Here is a 17285-nt window from a genome sequence, read left to right as displayed (position 1 = left end):
GCCGGGTCGCTGCGTTGCTCCCCTGTGACCGCGGGTCTCTCCTGTTCGTACACCACTTACCCCTGCTCAGTTGTCACCTTGCCGGCAAGGATCCGTCCGCCGGGCGGCGTTCGTGCGCAACCGGCCCGGTTCAACAGATCGAGAAGAGAGGGAAGGGCGGAGCGCCGTCCGACCCGCCTCACCAGGAGGAGGCGGGTCGGACGGCGCGTGCCCTCATGTCGCGTTGACTACGGTGAGTGGTGGCGCTGCCACGCCACCACTCCTCAGCGGGTGATGTCCGGGCGGGTCAGCTGCGGACGGTGTCGACCTCCCGGCCGCGGTCGGCACGCAGCGCCTGCGCCGTGCGGCGAAGGAGCAGCGAGTCGCACATCTCGCCGGAACGAACGGCGAGGGTGGACAGCAGGGAGGAGGTGATGCCGTGGGTGTGCTCGGTGCCGCCCTGGAGATAGATGCCCACCTCTACGTGGTCGGCCGTCAGCACTCGATGGTCGCGGTCGACGCGGAGCCGGCCGCGCTCGTCGGTGAGGCAGTCCGCGGCGAGTTCGCCGAGCAGGCCCCGCGGGTCGACGGGCCGGTAGCCGGTGGCCATGACCACGGCGTCGCAGTCGAGTACCCGTTCCTCGCCGGTGGCCAGCGAGGTCACGGTGGCCCGAGCTCCGTCGATGAGGTGTTCGACGGCGTCCACTTTCGTGGTGTTGAGGATGCGCAGACGTTCGTTGCCGGAGACCCGCTCCTGGTAGTGGGTGCGGTACAGCTGCTCGATGAGGTCGCCGTCCACGACCGAGTAGTTGGTGTTGCGGTGGTAGTCGTGCAGAGCGTCCTTCAGGCTTGCCGGTGCGGCGAAGAAGTCGTCGACGGCCGAGGGATCGAAGATCCGGTTGGCGAACGGGCTGTCGTCGGCGGGGCTGTAGCCGTAGCGCGTGAAGACCGCGTTGACCTCGGCGTCGGGGAAGGTGCGGTGCAGGAAGTCGGCCGCTTCGGCGGCGGACTGTCCGGCACCTACGACTACGAAGCGGCGGTGGCGCAGTTCCTTCAACTCCGGTGCCCGGAAGAGGAGATCCCGGGTGTGCCAGACGTGGCTGCCGGTCGTCACCCCTTCCGGCAGGCGCGGGGTGAGGCCCGTGCCGACCGCGACGTTGAGCGTACGGACGACCTCGCGTCCAGCTCCGTCCGCCACCCCTTCGGAGACCACGTCGACCGCCTCCACCCGGCCGTCGGCCGTACGCACCGGCCGGATCCCGGTGACGCGACGGCCGTAGTCCACGCTGTCGGGGAACGCCGCGGCGCACCACTCGAAGTAGTCGTGGAACTCGATCCGGGTGGGGTAGAAGGTCTTCTGGTTGATGAAATCGGCGAGCCGGTTCCGTTCCTGGAGGTACATCAGGAAGGAGAACCGGCTGCTGGGGTCGCGCATGGTGACGAGGTCCTTGAGGAAGGAGACCTGCATGGTCGCCCCGTCCAGCAGCATGCCGCGGTGCCAGCCGAAGCGTTCCTGCTGTTCGATGAATCGAGCCCGGAGCGCACGCGGGGTGTCACGCCGGTTGTGATCGGCGACTGCGATGGCCAGCGCGAGATTGGAGGGGCCGAAGCCTATGCCGACCAGGTCCTGTACGACCTGGCCGCTGTCCTCTCGGCGTCCCGACATGCTGGTCCTTCCGTTGATCCAAGAGTCTGTGCCCAAGGTGCAGGGCGCGCAGTACACCTAATTAGTAAGGTTAGGCAGCCCTAACCGTCCCCTTAGTTTCCGGCGGTGTCAAGTGGCGGAGATCGTCAGTTCTTGACACTCCCTCAGGGAAATGACGTTGCATCGGGCCGGCCGCTCGACGTGTCAACGCCGTTGCCGCGCACGGCAGTCGGGCAGTCCGAGGTGGCCCGGCGCCTTCTGGGCCCAACAGCGACCACGACGACGCGCTTCAGCTGCGCAAGAGTGATCCGGCGGCCGGCCGTGCGCACGCCACGGCGTGCATGACGACGAGTACCCCGACAGCGCGACCCGTGCCGTGGTCCGGTGCAGACGGCCCACCGCGACCACCGCCACGGCAGCCATGAGCACCGCCAGAACCCCGGCCGAGCATCGCGTCGGCGGGGGAGCGGCAATGCCGAGCGCGAGGCAACGGCGTCACGGTGCGGACGTCCCTCCCCCACCCGTGGATGCGGCACCGAGGGGGGAGGTCGCCGACCTCCGGGGCGGCGACCTCCCCCAGCAGGGCGCTACTCGCTCAGTCCGGCCCGCTCCCGCAGCACCCCGGCGATCTGCCTCAGCGCCGCGGGGTCCAGCACGCCGTCGTGGTCCTCGGCGACCGTGTGGATCTCGACGCCTCCCTCGGTGTACGGAGCCCACGCCTCGGCCGGGTAGGGAGCGTCCGAGGCCCGGAAGTGCAGCAGCTCCCCGCGATACCGGCGCGGGGTGAACCCGGCGAGCAGGCGGTCCGACTCGGCGTAGTTGGAGCGCAGCACGGCCTCCGTGCGGTCGGGAAGCCCCAGCCCCTCGACCGCGGCGGCGACCGCCTCGGCAGCCGCGTCCTGCGCTACGGGGGAATCCGGCCCCTCGAAGCCGGGGTACGCGTCCAACAGGGCCAGCAGGGAAACCTCTTCGCCGCGTTCCTGCAGGCGGCACGCCAGAGCATGGGCAACGACGCCGCCGAGGGACCAGCCGAGCAGGCGGTAGGGACCGTGCGGCTGCATCCGGGTCAGCTCCGCCAGGTACAGCTCGACGAGCTGCTCCAAGGACTCCAGAGCGGCTCCGCCCGCGAGGTTGGGTGCCTGAAGGGCGTACACCGCGCCGTCGTCCGGAAGGTGCGTGAGCAGGCCCGCGTACCGCCATCCCAGCCCGGTCGCGGGTGCCGGGCACCACAGCGGGGCGGGGGAAGCGGCAGCCCGGCCGCCTTCCGGATCCGGTACCGGTTCCGGCCGGAGGGTGAAGACGACATCGAATCCGGTGGATCCGCCCTCGCTCGAGCGGAGGTGGCCGGCCAGCGCGGCCGGCGTCGTGTGACGGAACAGGTCGGCCACCGCGATCTGCCGCCCCGTCGCCGTCTGGAGCCGGTCCCGGAGCCGCACGAGCAGCATCGAGTGGCCGCCGAGGGCGAAGAAGTCGTCGTCCGGACCGGCCTCGGCCGCCCCCAGCAGGTCGGCGTAAGCCCCGCACACCAGGGCCTCGATGAGATCCCGGGGCCCGCGGCCCGCCCGCGTCTCGGCCGCCGGCGGAGCGGGCAGGGCCCGCCGGTCGAGCTTGCCGTGGTCGGTGAGCGGCAGCGCCTCCAGCTCGACGAAGACCGCCGGCACCATGTAGTCCGGCAGCATGCTGATGAGCTGCTCGCGCAGCGCCGTCGGGTCGAAGGCGGCGCCCGCGGCCGGGACGACGTACCCCACCACGTGCTTGCCGCGGCCGGCATCCTCCCGGACATCCACCGCGGCCTGGAGGACGGACGGGTGGGAGGCGAGGGCGGCGGTGATCTCGCCGAGCTCGATGCGGAAGCCGCGGATCTTCACCTGGTCGTCGGTGCGGCCGAGGTAGTCGATCTTGCCGTCCGGCATCCAGCGCACGAGGTCGCCGGTCCGGTACATGCGGGTGCCGGCCGGGCCGAAGGGGTCGGCCACGAACCGCTCGGCGGTCAGCGACCGCCGGTCCAGGTAACCCCGGGCCAGGCCGGCGCCGGCCAGGTACAGCTCGCCGATCACCCCGGCGGGCACCGGCTGCAGGCGGCCGTCGAGGACGTAGGCCGCCGTGTTCGCGGTCGGCCGGCCCACCAGCGGGCGCTCGCCGTCCGACACCCGTGCCGCGAGGGCGTCCACGGTGCACTCGGTGGGGCCGTACAGGTTGAAGCCCGCCGTCCTGGCGAGTCCGCGCATGTCCCGCCAGAGAGGGGACGGCACGGCCTCGCCACCGACGCCGAGGGCGAGCAGCGGACTGTCGCCCTCCCGGATCAGGCCCGCGCCGGCCAGCTGCATGGCGTGCGAGGGCGTGACCTCGAGGAAGTCGATGCTGCCGTCACGGATGAAGCCGACGAGCAGGTCGGGGTCACGCAGCGTGTCCTCGGTGACGATGTGCAGGGCGTGGCCGTCCAGCATCCACAGCTGGGGCTGCCAGGAGGCGTCGAAGGCGAACGACCAGCCATGGGCCACCCGCAGGCGTCGGCCGCCCGCCGTCGCCACGGTCGGGCGGTAGAGAAGTTCGCGGTGGCTGTAGAACAGGTTGGCGATGCTGCGGTGTTCCACGACGACGCCCTTGGGCAGCCCCGTCGAGCCCGACGTGTAGATGACGTACGCCGGGTGTCCCGGTCGCGGGTGCGGGAGCGTGTCCACGGCGGGAGTGGGGGCGGTGTCGGCCAGCTGCTCCTGCACCTGCGGCGCGTCGAGAACCAGGGACTCGGTGGGGCCGGCCTCGGCGGTCAGCGCCGCCAGAGCGGCCGTGGTGATGAGCAGTCGGGGCTGGGAGTCGCTGAGGATGTGAGCGATGCGGCCGGCGGGATAGCCGGGGTCGATGGGTACGTACGCGCCACCCGCCCGCATGACGGACAGCAGCGCGACGACGGTGTCGGCCGCGCGGGGGAGGAGCAGCGCGACCATCTGCTCGGGGCCGACGCCCTTCGCCCGCAGCAGCCCGGCGAGTCGGGCGGTGCGCCGGTCGAGTTCGGCGAACGTGTAGGAGATGTCCCCGCACACCAGGGCCGTGGCCTCGGGAGTGGCGCGCACCTGCTCGGCGAACAGCTCGGTCAGGGTCCGCAGCGGGGACTCCACCCGGTCGCCGGTCCAGTCGACGAGGACCTGGCGGCGCTCCTCGGCGGACAGCAGTTCCAGTGAGCTGATGGGGACTTCGGGTGCCTCGGTGACTGCTTCGAGCACACGGAGGAAGCGCGTGGCCATGTTGGCGGCCGTCGCCGGATCGAAGAGGTCGGTGCTGTACTCCACTCCCAGCGCCATGCCGTCGCGGCCGTGCTCCTCGACGATCTCGAAGGCGAGGTCGAACTTGGCGGTGCTCATGTCCACCGGCTCCTGCGTCACCGCGATCCCGCCGAAGGAGAGGTTCAGTGCCGGGCGGGCCTGGTGGCTGAGCATGACCTGGAACAGCGGGTGCCGGGCCATGGAACGGGCCGGGTTGAGAAGTTCCACGAGGCGCTCGAACGGGACGTCCTGGTGCGCGTACGCGGCCAGGTCGCTCTCCCGGACCCTGTTCACCAGCTCCTTGAAGGAAGGGTCGCCGGAGGTGTCCGTGCGCAGCACCAAGGTGTTGGCGAAGAAGCCCACGACCTCGTCGACGGCGTCGTCGCCGCGGCCCGCGATCGGTGTGCCGACGGGGATGTCCGTGCCGGCGCCGAGCCGGGTCAGCAGTACGCCGAGCGCCGCGTGGAGGACCATGAAGACGCTGGCGTCGCTCCGCCGGGCCAGGGCGCGGAGCCTGGCGTGCACCGCGGCCGGAACCTGCGCCTCCACGGTGGCGCCGCGCAGGCTGGGTGAGGCGGGGCGCGGGCGGTCGGTGGGTAGCGGCAGTTCTTCCGGCAGGCCCTCCAGGGCCTTGCGCCAGAAGTCGACCTGCTGGTTCAGCAGGCTCTCCGGGTCGGATTCGTCTCCGAGCAGGTCACGCTGCCAGATGGCGTGGTCGGCGTAGCCGACCGGCAGGGCCGAGAACGCGGGGAGTTCACCGCGGCTCCGGGCGGTGTAGGCCTCCGCCAGGTCTTCGAGCAGGGGAAGGGCGGACCAGCCGTCGGCCGCCACGTGGTGCAGCACGAGCAGGAGGACGTGTTCCTCGGAGCCGACGGTGAAGAGCGCCGCGGCGAACGGCGCCTCCTCGTCGATCCGGAAGGGGCGTGAGGAAGCCGCCGCCAGCAGTCCGGCGAGTGCGTCCTCCCCGGCCGGTGTGACGGACATCTGCGGACGGGCGGCCTCCGGAGCGAGGATCACCTGGCGGGGCATGCCGTCGGCGTCCGTCAGCAGCGTGCGCAGCGTCTCGTGCCGGTCGGTCAGATCGCCGAGTGCCTCCCGCAGTGCGTCCACCTCGACCTCGCCGGTCAGGCGGGCGGCGAACGCCATGTTGTAGGCGGGGTGGGGGCCTTCCAGCCGGTACTGGAACCACATACGGCTCTGTGCGAAGGACAGCGGCAGGGGGTCGGGGCGCGCCCCGGCCCGCAGCAGCGGCCGGTCGCCGCCCGTGCCCAGCCGACGCGCCAGCCCGGCGACGGTGGGAGCGTCGAACACGGATCGCAGTGGCAGGTCGGTGCCGAGCGTGGCGCGGACACGGCTGGCCAGGCGGGTCGCGAGCAGGGAGTGCCCGCCCAGGTCGAAGAAGTCGTCGTCGATGCCGACCTCGGCGACTCCGAGGACCTCGCAGAACAGGGCGCAGAGGATCTCCTCGGCCGGCGTACGGGGCTGTCGGCCCGTTCCGGCCGCGGTCCCGAGGTCGGGCGCGGGCAGAGCGCGGCGGTCCAGCTTGCCGCTCGGGGTGAGGGGCAGGGCGTCCAGCACGACGAAGGCAGCCGGCACGTAGTGCTCGGGAAGGGAGGCGGCCAGAGCCGTACGCAACTCCGCCGGCACCGCCGAGGCGCCGACGACGTACGCGACGAGCACCGGATCACCGTCGGCGCCCAGGTCGCGGCGGGCGACGACGGCGGCCTCGCGGACCGTGTCGAGAGCGGTCAGAGCGGCTTCGATCTCGCCGGGCTCGATGCGGAAGCCGCGGATCTTGACCTGGTCGTCGGTGCGGCCGAGGTACTCGACGACGCCGTCGGTGCCCACCTGCGCCAGGTCACCGGTGCGGTACATGCGGCTGCCCGCAGGCCCGTACGGGTCGGCGGTGAACCGCTCCGCGGTCAGGCCGGGGCGGCCGAGGTAGCCCAGGGCCAGCTGCGGGCCCGCCAGGTACAGCTCGCCGGGCACCCCCGCCGGGACGGGTCGCAGGCCGGTGTCGAGGACGTACGCGGCGGTGTTCCACACCGGCCGGCCGATGGGCACGCTGTCGCGCTCGGCGTCGTCGGGCAGGCACGCCCGGGCGGTCACGTCGACCGCGGCCTCGGTCGGCCCGTACAGGTTGTGGAGCTCGACCGCGCCGCCGTACAGGCGGTGGAAGCCGCCGACGAGCTCGGGGGCGAGGGCCTCGCCGCTGCACAGCACCCGGGTAAGGCCCGTGCAGGCGGCCGCTTCGGGCTCGGCGAGGAACGCACGGAGCATGGACGGCACGAAGTGCGTGGTCGTGACGTGCTGGTCGCGGATCAGGCGCGCGAGGTACTGCGGGTCCAGGTGGCCCTGGGGGCGGGCCACCACGAGGGTGGCGCCCGTGATCAGCGGCCAGAAGAACTCCCAGACCGACACGTCGAAGCTGGACGGCGTCTTCTGCAGCACCCGGTCCGCCGGCGTGAGTCCGTATTCGGCCTGCGTCCACAGCAGACGGTTGACGATCGCCGAGTGCGGTACCACCACGCCCTTCGGGCGGCCTGTGGAACCGGAGGTGTAGATGACGTACGCGGGATCGGACGGGCCCGCAGGGCGGACGGCCACGGCCGACCCTTCGGCGGCCGGGTCCAGGTCCTCGGGGAGGACCACTGGTACGCCCGGGTCCTCGGGCAGCCGCGCCAGGGTGGCCGGGTCCGTGACGAGGGCCGCCGGAGCGGCGTCGCCGAGCATGAACGCGAGCCGGTCCGCCGGGTAGTCCGGGTCCAGCGGCAGGTACGCAGCGCCGGCACGCAGCACGGCGTTCAGGGCGACGACCAACTCGGTGGACCGGGGCAGGGCGACTGCCACCACACGGCCGGGTCCGGCGCCGAGCGCGGTCAGCCGGGCGGCGAGTTTCCCGGCCCGGGCTTCGAGTTCGGCATACGTCAGCGCGGAGTCCTCGAAGACGACCGCGTCGGCGTGCGGGGTACGGGCTGCCTGCTCGACGAGGAGGGCCGTGAGCGTCGTCGTCGGAACCGGGTGGGCGGCGCCGGAGCGGGTCAGCTCGGCCGTCTCGTCGGCGTCGAGCAGGTCGAGCTGCCCGACCGGCAGGTCGGCGCAGGCCGCGAAAGCCTCGAACGCGCGTCGCAGCCGGGCCGCGATCCGCCGGACGTTCTCCTCCTCCAGGGCGTCCGGGCGGTAGCCCAGTTCCAGGCGCAGCCGGTTGCCGGGCAGAGCGGTCAGAGCCAGCGGGTAGTGGACTCCTTCATCGGCTCCTGCGTCCTCCATCCGGAGCCCAGGGGTGAGTTCGGCCATCGACTCGGGGTCGAACGGGTAGTTCTCGACCACGACCATGGTGTCGAACAGGTCCCGGCCGCCGGCCGTGCGCTGGATCTCGGCGAGCCCGAGGTGCTGGTGCGGAGTCAGCCCGGACTGTTCGGACTGGAGGCGGGCCAGCGCAGCGGCCAACGGCTCCGCCGGAGGCAGCTCGACGCGTACCGGGACGGTGTTGACGAACAGGCCGATCATGGTCTCGGCACCCGGCAGATCGGCCGGGCGGCCCGAGACGACTCCGCCGAACACGACGTCGGTACGGCCCAGCGTGCGGGCCAGAGCCAGCGCCCAGGCGCCCTGGACGACCGTGCCCAGGGTGAGCCCGCGGCCGCGGGCGGCCGAGGCCACCGACGCGGTCAGGTCCCGGCCCAGTTCGACCACGACCTTGCGCGGACGCTCGCTGACCGAGTCCGAGGCACCCGGCGCGACCAGCGTGGGCGTGTCGAACCCGTCGAGTGCGCTGCGCCATGCCTCGGTCGCGGCCTGCCGGTCCTGGGCGGCGAGCCAGTCGAGATGGACCCGCGGAGGAATCGCAGGAGACAGGGCGGCGCTTCCACCGCCGGAGTAGAGCGCGAACAGCTCCTGGACCAGCAGCGGCTGGGACCAGCCGTCGAGCACCGCGTGATGGTTGGTGATCACGAGGCGGTGCAGATCCGTCGCGAGCCGGAGCAGCCGGAAGCGGATCAGGGGAGGCCGGCCCAGGTCGAAGCCCTGCTCGGTGTCGAGGAGGGTCAGCCGCTCGGTCTCGCGTTCGAGCTCGGCCGTCGGGAGGGCCGAAAGGTCATCGAACGCCCAGGGTGCTTCGGCCCGGGACGGTATGAGGGCTGCCGCCTTGCCCTGGCGGCTGCGCCGGAACGCGGCCCGCAGCCCGGGCCGGCGGTCGAGCAGGCTCTGGGCCGCGGCCCGCAGGCGGGCCGGGTCGACCGGCCCGCGCAGGTCCAGCCGCAGATGTCCCGCGTACACGTCGAGGCCGGAGCCGTCGAGTTCTGCCCGGAACAGCAGGCCCTCTTGGAGCGGGGTCAGCGGGAGAATGTCCTCCAGCTTGGCACGGGCAGTCACGAAAGCCTCCAGTCGGCTTCGAAGTCGTCGATCTCGTCCTGGGTGAGGGAGATCAGGGACAGGTCGGAGGGGGTCCAGCCCCCCGTGTCGGCCGTGGCCGTGTGGTGGGCCAGTGCCTTCAGGTACGCGATCCAGCTCGCGGCGAGCGTGCGCACCTCGGCGCCGTCAAGGGCCTTCGCCGCGTACGACCAGGTGGCGGTCAGCCGGGGGCCGTCCGGGGACGGGGCGACATGAGCGTCGATCTCCAGGGCGTGGGCCAGGGGCATGGCCGGGTCGACGCCGTGGAACAGGGCGTCGCCCCCCGGCACCGGCTGCCACGGTTCGACCTCCTGCGCCGCACCGAAGCGCCCCAGGTAGTTGAAGGCCACTTCGGGGGTGGCCAGTTCGCCGAGCGCTGCTGTTCCCTCCGGGTTGAGGTGGCGCAGAGCACCGAAGGCCAGTCCGCCGTCGGCGGCCGAACGCAGCTGCTCCTTCACGGTCTTCATCGCATGGGCGGTGGCGGGCCCGCCGGCCAGGACCTCGGACAGGTCGACCGCACCCGGGTCGATCCGTACGGGGTGGACGGAGGTGAACCACCCGACCGTGCGCGAGAGGTCCACTCCTGAGCCGACGCCGTCCTCGCGCCCGTGCCCTTCGAGCTGGACGGTCAGGGAACGGTTCGCCGCCGCGGCACCCGTACGCCGGAAGGAGGCGGAGGCCAGCGCCAGGGCTGTCAGCAGCACGTCCTCGGTGTTGGCGTGGAACGCCGCGGGGACGCTCGTCAGCAGGGCCTCGGTCTCTTCCGGGCCCACGGTCACGGTGTGCCGTCCGATGGTCGCCACCGTGTCCCGGGCCGGATCGAGCGCGGACGCCAGTCCGGGCGTCGGGGCGTCGGCCAGGTCCGTCCGCCAGCCGTCCAGCGTCGCGACGGTGGAGGCCCGCTGCGCGTAGTCGTGCAGGAGGGTGCTCCATGAACGGAGCGAAGTGCCTTCGGGCTGGAGCTGCTCCCCGCGCCACGCGGCTGCGAGGTCGTCGCACAGGATGCGCCAGGACACCCCGTCGACCACCAGGTGGTGGATCACCAGGACGAGACGTCCGGTCTGCTCCGGCGGCCGGGGCGGAGCCCACACCGCTTGGAGCATGGCCCCTGACTCCGGGTGCAGACGGTCACGGGCCGCCGCTGCCTCGTCGCCGACGGAACCTTCCGCCACCCGGATGAGTTCCTCGGCCCGGACCGCGCCGGGGGCCGGGACCTTGAGCTCCCAGCGACCGTCGTCGGAGGTGACCAGGCGTGCCCGCAGGGCGGGATGCGCGTCGAGGACGGCCTGCAGGACGGTGGTGAGAGCCGCACGGGAGAGCCCGGGCGGAGTGGCCAGGGTCATCCCCTGGCTGTAGCCGTCGACGCAGACGTCCTCCCCGCCGGAGGCCGCGAGTTCCCGCAGCCACGCGGTGATCGGCGTTTCGCGGACCCGGCCGGTCCCGTCGTCCGCCGGCCGGTCAGGCACGGTGTCCAGCGGCTTGGCCACGGCGGCCAGCGCGGCCGGCGTCTGGTGCCTGAACACCTCCCGGGGCCCGAGCGCCCAGCCGGCGGCGCGGGCCCGGCCGACCAGCTGGAGCGAGGTGATGCTGTCGCCGCCGAGTTCGAAGAAGTTGCCGTCGGCGTCGACCTGCTGCTGTCCGAGGAGTTCGGAGAACAGGTCGCAGAAGAGCTGCTCCACCGGGTTGGCCGGAGCCTGGCCGTTGCCCTGCTCGGGCAGCGAGGGCAGCGGCAGCGCCGCCCGGTCGACCTTGCGGTTGGACGACTGGGGGAGCGCGTCCATCGCGACCCACAGGGCGGGGACCATGTGCTCGGGCAGCAGCGCCGCCGCGTGGGCGCGCCAGCTGTCCTGGTCCGCTCCGTGGCCGGGCGAGGGCACCACGTAGGCGACCAGCCGCCGGGAGCCGGGCAGGTCGTCGCGGGCGATCACGGCGACCTCGGCGACGCCCTCGTGACGGCCCAGGACCGCCTCGATCTCACCCGGCTCGATACGGAAGCCGCGGATCTTGACCTGGTCGTCCGCCCGGCCCAGGCACTCCAGCTCTCCCTCACGGGTCCATCGGGCGAGGTCGCCCGTGCGGTACATGCGGGTGCCGGGTGCGCCGTAGGGGTCGGCGGTGAACCGTTCCGCGGTCAGCGCGGGACGGCCCAGGTAACCCCGGGCGAGGCCGGCGCCGGCCAGGTAGAGCTCGCCGGTGACGCCGGGCGGCACCGGCCGCAGCCGGTCGTCGAGCACGTAGGCGCCGGCTCCCCGGATCGGCCGGCCGATCCGGGGAGTGCCCTCGCCGGTGACCGGTGCGACCACGGAGTCGACGGTGCATTCCGTGGGCCCGTAGAAGTTGTACGCGGTGGTCGTCGGATGGGTACCGAGCTCGCGCCACAGCGAGTCCGGCATGGCGTCGGCGCCCGGACCCAGCAGCACCGGGCGGTGCCGGTCCTCATCGAGCAGGCCGTGCTTGATCAGCTGCTGGAGGTGGGCCGGGGTCAGGTCGAGGTAGTCGATCCGTTCCCGGTCCACGTACCCGGCGACCGCCTCCGCGTCGGGGTAGGTGAGCTCGTCCAGGACGTGCAGTTCGTGTCCGCCGACCATGAGGACCAGCGGGTCGAGGGAGGCGTCGAAGGCGAACGACGCGATGTGTCCGACGCGCAGCCGGCGCCCACCCGCTGCGGGCACCTCACGGGGGAAGAGCGTGGACGTGTGCGCGGCGTAGAGGTTGGAGAGGTTGCCGTGGGTGACGACCACTCCCTTGGGCCGGCCGGTGGAGCCGGACGTGTAGATGACGTACGCCATGTCGCCGGGCCCCACCAGGGGCACGACGTCCAGGTCCGTGGCCGGCACGTCGGCGTCCACCAGGACGACGGGCACCCCGCTCGCCACGGGTACGGAGCCGGCCAGGTCCCGGGTCGTCAGCAGGCACGCCGGACGGGCGTCCTCCAGGGTCTGCGCCAGCCGCTCGACCGGGTGGTTCGGGTCCAGGGGCAGGAAGGCCGCTCCGGCGCGCAGCACACCGAGCAGAGCGGGCACCATGTCATGGCGCGGCAGGGCCAGTGCGACGAGGCGTTCGGGCGCGGCCCCGTTCGCACGGACCAGGGCCGCTGTGCGACCGACGCGGGCATCGAGCTCGGCATAAGTGAGGCGTTCGCGCGCACCGGAGCGGTCACCGAGGACGAGGGCGACGGCGTCAGGGGTTTCCCGGGCCTGCCGGGCGAAGGCCTCGTGGAGCGGAGGAGCGGCCGGAGCCGGTTCGGGCCCGGCCAGCAGTACCTCACGCTCGGCCGGGGTCAGCACGTCGTGCCGGGACACGGGCACGTCCGGGCGGGCCACCGAGGCGGCGAGCAGCGCCAGCAGGCGCCCTGCCAGCTGCTCGACCGTGGCGGGGTCGAACAGGTCCGCGCTGAATTCGGCGAACCCGCCGACCGCACCGGGGTCCTCGTCGGGGTCGAAGCCCTCGATGAAGGTCAGGCTCAGATCGAAGGTCGAGGTGGTGGTGGCGACGACCTCGGGCCGGGTACGCAGCCCGGGAACCGGGAGCCGCGAGGCAGTACCGGCCTGGTGCACCACCATCACCTGGAACAACGGGTGCCGCGCCGTGGAACGGGGCGGGTTGAGGATCTCCACGAGTCGCTCGAACGGCAGGTCCTGGTGCTCGAACGCGGCGACCGCGGTGTCCCGCACGCGCCCGAGCAACGTCTCGAAGGACGGGTCGCCGGACGTGTCGGTGCGCAGGACCAAGGTGTTGACGAAGAAGCCGACGAGTCCGTCCAGCGCCTCCTCGGAGCGTCCCGCGACGGGCGTGCCGACGGGGATGTCGTCACCCGCCCCGAGCCGGGTCAGCAGTGCCGCCACGGCGGCCTGGTAGACCATGAACGGGGTGACGCCCAGATCGGCGGCGAGCGTGCGGACCTGCTGGGCCAGGTCCGCGTCGACGCTGAACCGGACCACGCCGCCCTTGTTGGAGGACTCTGCGGGCCGAGGGCGGTCGGTGGGCAGGTGCAGCTCGTCCGGGGCGCCGTCCAGGGCTTCCCGCCAGAAGGCCGACTGGTGGGCGGTGAGGCTGTCCGGGTCGTCGACGTCACCGAGTACCTGCCGCTGCCACACGGCGAAGTCGGCGTAGCTGACAGGAAGCGGAGCCCATTGCGGGGCGAGGCCCCCCTTGCGGGCCTGGTACGCCTCGGCGAGGTCACCGACGAGAACGGGCAGCGACTGCCCGTCGCCGGCCAGGTGGTGCAGGAGGAGCAGCAGGACGTGCTCCTCGGGACCGCACGCGAACAAGGTGACGCGCAGGGGCGGTTCCTCGGCCAGGGCGAAGACGTGGGCTGCGGCCTCGGAGAGAGCGGCCTCCACGGCGGTGGGTGCGACCGGGCGTACCTCCAGGCGCGGTCCCTCTTCGGGCTCCAGCACCACTTGGTGGGGCTGTCCGTTCTCCGCCCGGAAAACGGTGCGCAGCGTCTCGTGGCGGTTCGCGACGTCCTCGACGGCCGCCGCGAGCGCGGCCCGGTCGAGAGCTCCGTCGATGCGGAGGGCCGTCGGGATGTTGTAGGCCGGACCCGGTTCCTCGAGCTGGTGCAGGAGCCACAGGCGCTGCTGGGCGAACGACAGCGGATGAGCGGGGCCCTCGGTCGCCCTCGCGGCCAGCAGTGGCCTGGCGGCGGTGGCGGGCCCTGCGTCGTCCAGCAGCCGGGCGAGTCCGGCGGGGGTGCGGGTGTCGAACAGGGTGCGCAGTGCGGGGCGGACGCCGAACTCCGTCTCGACACGGGTCATCAGCCGCGCGGCCAGCATGGAGTGCCCGCCGAGCAGGAAGAAGTCGTCGTCCGGCCCGGCCGGGGTCTGCAGGATGTCGGAGAAGAGGGCGCAGAGCCCGGCCTCGGTCGGTGTGGCGGGCGCACGGCGGACGCTGCCGCCGTAGACCGGTGCGGGCAGGGCCCTGCGGTCCAGCTTTCCGTTGCTGGTCAGCGGCAGCCGATCCAGCACCACGACGGCCGCCGGCACCATGTGCGCCGGGAGCAGCGCTGCGAGGTCGTCGCGCAGCCGTCCGGGGTCCGGCGCGGGGAAGCCGTCGGCCGCGACCACGTAGGCGACCAGGCGCGGGTCCCCCGGAGTGTCCTCGCGGGCGATGACGGCGGCCTGCGCGATGCCGTCCGTGCGGCGCAGCAGTTGCTCGACCTCGCCGGGCTCGATGCGGAACCCGCGGATCTTGACCTGGTGGTCGACGCGGCCGAGGTATTCGAGTTCGCCGTCGGCGCTCCACCGGGCGAGGTCGCCGGTGCGGTACATACGCGTCCCCGGCGCACCGAACGGGTCGGCGACGAACCGCTCCGCGGTCAGGGCCGGCCGCCCCAGGTAGCCGCGGGCCAGGCCGTCGCCCGCCACGTACAGCTCACCGGGAGAGCCGGGCGGAACGGGGTGCAGGCGGTCGTCGAGGAGGCGTACGGACGTGTTGTGGACAGGGGCTCCGATGGGGACGACGGCGCCGGCGCGCTCGGGGCTGCAGGCCCACAGCGTCGCGTCGACGGTCGTCTCGGTGGGGCCGTACGAGTTGAACATGCGCGTCGTGGCGGACCAGCGGCGCATCAGTTCGGCCGGGCATGCCTCGCCGGCGACCATCAAAGTGGCCCCGGCGGGCAGGGCGTGCTCATCGGGCAGCGTTGCCAGCACGCCCGGCGGCAGCGTCATGTGCGTCACGCGGTGGCGGGCGCAGAAGTCGGCGAGCGGCGGTCCGAGACGCTTGTCGGCGGGCACGATGGCGAGGGCGCCGCCGGTGAGCAGGGCCATCGTCCACTCCCACACCGACGTGTCGAAGCTGAAGGAGGCGAACTGCAGCACGCGGGAGTCGCTGCCGGCCCCGAACGCGTCCCTCATGGTGGACACGAGGCTCGGGATTCCCAGGTGGGTGACGACCACGCCCTTGGGCCGACCGGTCGAACCGGAGGTGTAGATCAGATACGCGGCCTGTTCCGGCGTCGAAGGGCGCAGCTGCGCGACCCGGCCCCGACTGGGCCGGGAGTCGTCGTCGACGAGCACCAGGGGTGCCTCGCCGGCCGGGAGGCTGCCGGCCGAGGCGGTGTCGGTGACCAGCAGTCCGGGGCGGGCGTCCTCCAGCATGAGGGCGATCCGGTCCGCGGGGTACCCCGGGTCGACGGGCAGGTACGCGGCGCCGGCCTTCATCACGGCGAGCGCGGCGACCAGGAACTGGCCCGAGCGCGGCAGGGCGACGGCCACGACCTGCTCGGGGCCGGCGCCGAGGGAGGTGAGTTCCCGGGCCAGAGCGGTGGAGCGTTCATCGAGCTCGGCGTAGGTGAGGCGGTGCTCCGTCGGCTGCGGACCTTCGTCCTCCCAGATCAGCGCGGTGGCTTCCGGAGCCTTGCGGACCTGCTCCGCGAAAAGCTCGGGGATGGTGAGGGCGTCGAGCTGCCGACTGTCGCTGCCCCAGGTGTTCAGAACCCGCTCCAGCTCTCGCTCGCCGAGGAGTTGGAGGTCGCCGATGGCGGTGTCGGGAGCGGCCAGCACAGCGTCCAGCAGCCGCTCGAACCGGCTGAGCAGTTGTTCGACGGTGCGGCCCGAGTACAGGTCGCGACGGTAGGTGGTGTCGAGCGTCAGCGTGCCGGCGCTGTCCAGGACTGCGGACACGGCCAGGTCGAAGGCCGCGGCGTTGCCCGGTGCCGCTCGCTCGCTCAGGCGGATGCCGGGCAGCTCCAGCCCTTCCCACACGTCGCTGCGCAGCGAGAACATCACGTCGAAGAAGACGTGGTGGCCCTCGGTGCGCTCGGGCCCCAGCTCCTGCACCAGGGTGTCGAACGGGACCGCCTGGTGGGCGTAGGCGCCGAGGCACGTCTCCCGGACGGCGGCCAGAAGCGCGCGGAACGAAGTGTCAGGGCCGGCGGTGGTCCTGAAGACCAGCGTGTTGCCGAAGTTTCCGATGAGGTGCTCGGCGCCATTTGCTGTGCGCAGCACGGCGGGTGAGCCGACGAGGACGTCGTCGGCTCCGGACGTCCGGTGCAGCAGGGTGTTGAAGGTCGCCAGCAGGGCCATGAACGGGCTCACGCCCTCGGCGCGGCACAGCGCGTGCATCCGCTCCCGCAGGCCGGCGGGCAGCGTCCGGATCAGGCGGCCGCCCTCCTCCGCGCGTGCGGCCTTGCGGGGGAAGTCGGTCGGCAGGGGCAGCGGAGCCGGCAGGTCGGCCAGCGCCTTGCGCCAGTGTTCGAGGTCACCGTCGGACCAGGGCGCCCGCCGGCTCTCCGCCAAGGCCAAGTCGGCATATTGAACGTCGAGTTCTGCGGTGGGCCGTTGCTGGTACGCCGACGCCACGTCACGCAGGAGGACCTGCCAGCTGCCGTCGTCCCAGGCGATGTGATGGGCGACGAGGACGAGGACGTGCTCGGTTGCCGACAGTTGGAGGATCTCGATCCGGACGGGCGTGTCCTGAGCGAGGTCGAACGGCGTGCCGGCCAGCCGAGTGGCGGCGCTGTCGATCGCGGCCTCCTGGCCGTCAGGGGCGGTTCCCGTCAAGTCGGTCAGCGTGATGGGGAGGGTGGCGTCCGGAAGAACCACCTGCAGCGGGTTTCCGCGTTCATCGGCCCGGTAGACCGTGCGCAGTACCTGGTGTCGCTCGGCCGCTGTCCGAAGGGCGGCGGTGAACCGCGGTACATCCAGGTTGCCCGACAGGCGGACGGCCACGCTGATGTTGTAGGAGGTGCCCAGCGGCTCCAGCTGGTGCAGCAGCCACATGCGGCGCTGCGCGGCGGACAGGGGAGAGGGTCCGACGGCGCGGACCACCGCGGCCTTGGGGGATTCGTCCTGGCCCTTCGGCCGGGAGATCCCACGCGCGGCGAGTTGACGGCGCATCAACTCGCGGCGCCGGTCAATCGATTCGTTGCTCTGGCCGCTGTTCGCACCCGACACGAAGGTTCACGTCCCCTCAAGGCCTGACTGATGGGCCGAACCATAACTTAGGATAGCCTTATCTTGCTATCGTGGCACCGCCTCGCCGGGTGCTGCCGGTGGGGAAGAACC

Annotated in this window: 3 protein-coding genes; all 3 read right to left on the bottom strand. The window is 72.5% G+C overall.

Annotated elements, in window-relative coordinates:
* Positions 1-286: 286 nt before the first annotated feature.
* The gene (locus tag AB0F82_RS03785) at positions 287-1645 is read right to left on the bottom strand and encodes a lysine N(6)-hydroxylase/L-ornithine N(5)-oxygenase family protein (protein WP_362623608.1); all 1359 of its coding nucleotides are present in this window, start codon (positions 1643-1645) and stop codon (positions 287-289) included.
* 566 nt (positions 1646-2211) lie between these two features.
* Positions 2212-9258, bottom strand: coding sequence for an amino acid adenylation domain-containing protein (locus AB0F82_RS03780; RefSeq protein ID WP_362623606.1), 7047 nt, complete (start codon positions 9256-9258; stop codon positions 2212-2214).
* Positions 9255-17174 carry an amino acid adenylation domain-containing protein gene (locus tag AB0F82_RS03775; protein ID WP_362623603.1) on the bottom strand — a complete coding sequence of 2640 codons (7920 nt, stop codon included), beginning with the start codon at positions 17172-17174 and terminating at the stop codon, positions 9255-9257. The genes AB0F82_RS03780 and AB0F82_RS03775 overlap by 4 nt, the downstream gene beginning before the upstream one ends.
* Between the last annotated feature and the right edge of the window lie 111 nt (positions 17175-17285).

Source organism: Streptomyces virginiae, assembly GCF_040638905.1.
Classification (GTDB): domain Bacteria; phylum Actinomycetota; class Actinomycetes; order Streptomycetales; family Streptomycetaceae; genus Streptomyces; species Streptomyces virginiae_B.
The sequence above is the reverse complement of the archived record's forward strand: the minus strand, read 5'-3'. Positions and strand labels throughout refer to the sequence as shown.

Bases quoted from the DNA above. Each gene is read 5' to 3' on its own strand.
- AB0F82_RS03785 (WP_362623608.1), bottom strand. From the start codon at position 1,645: ATGTCGGGACGCCGAGAGGACAGCGGCCAGGTCGTACAGGACCTGGTC.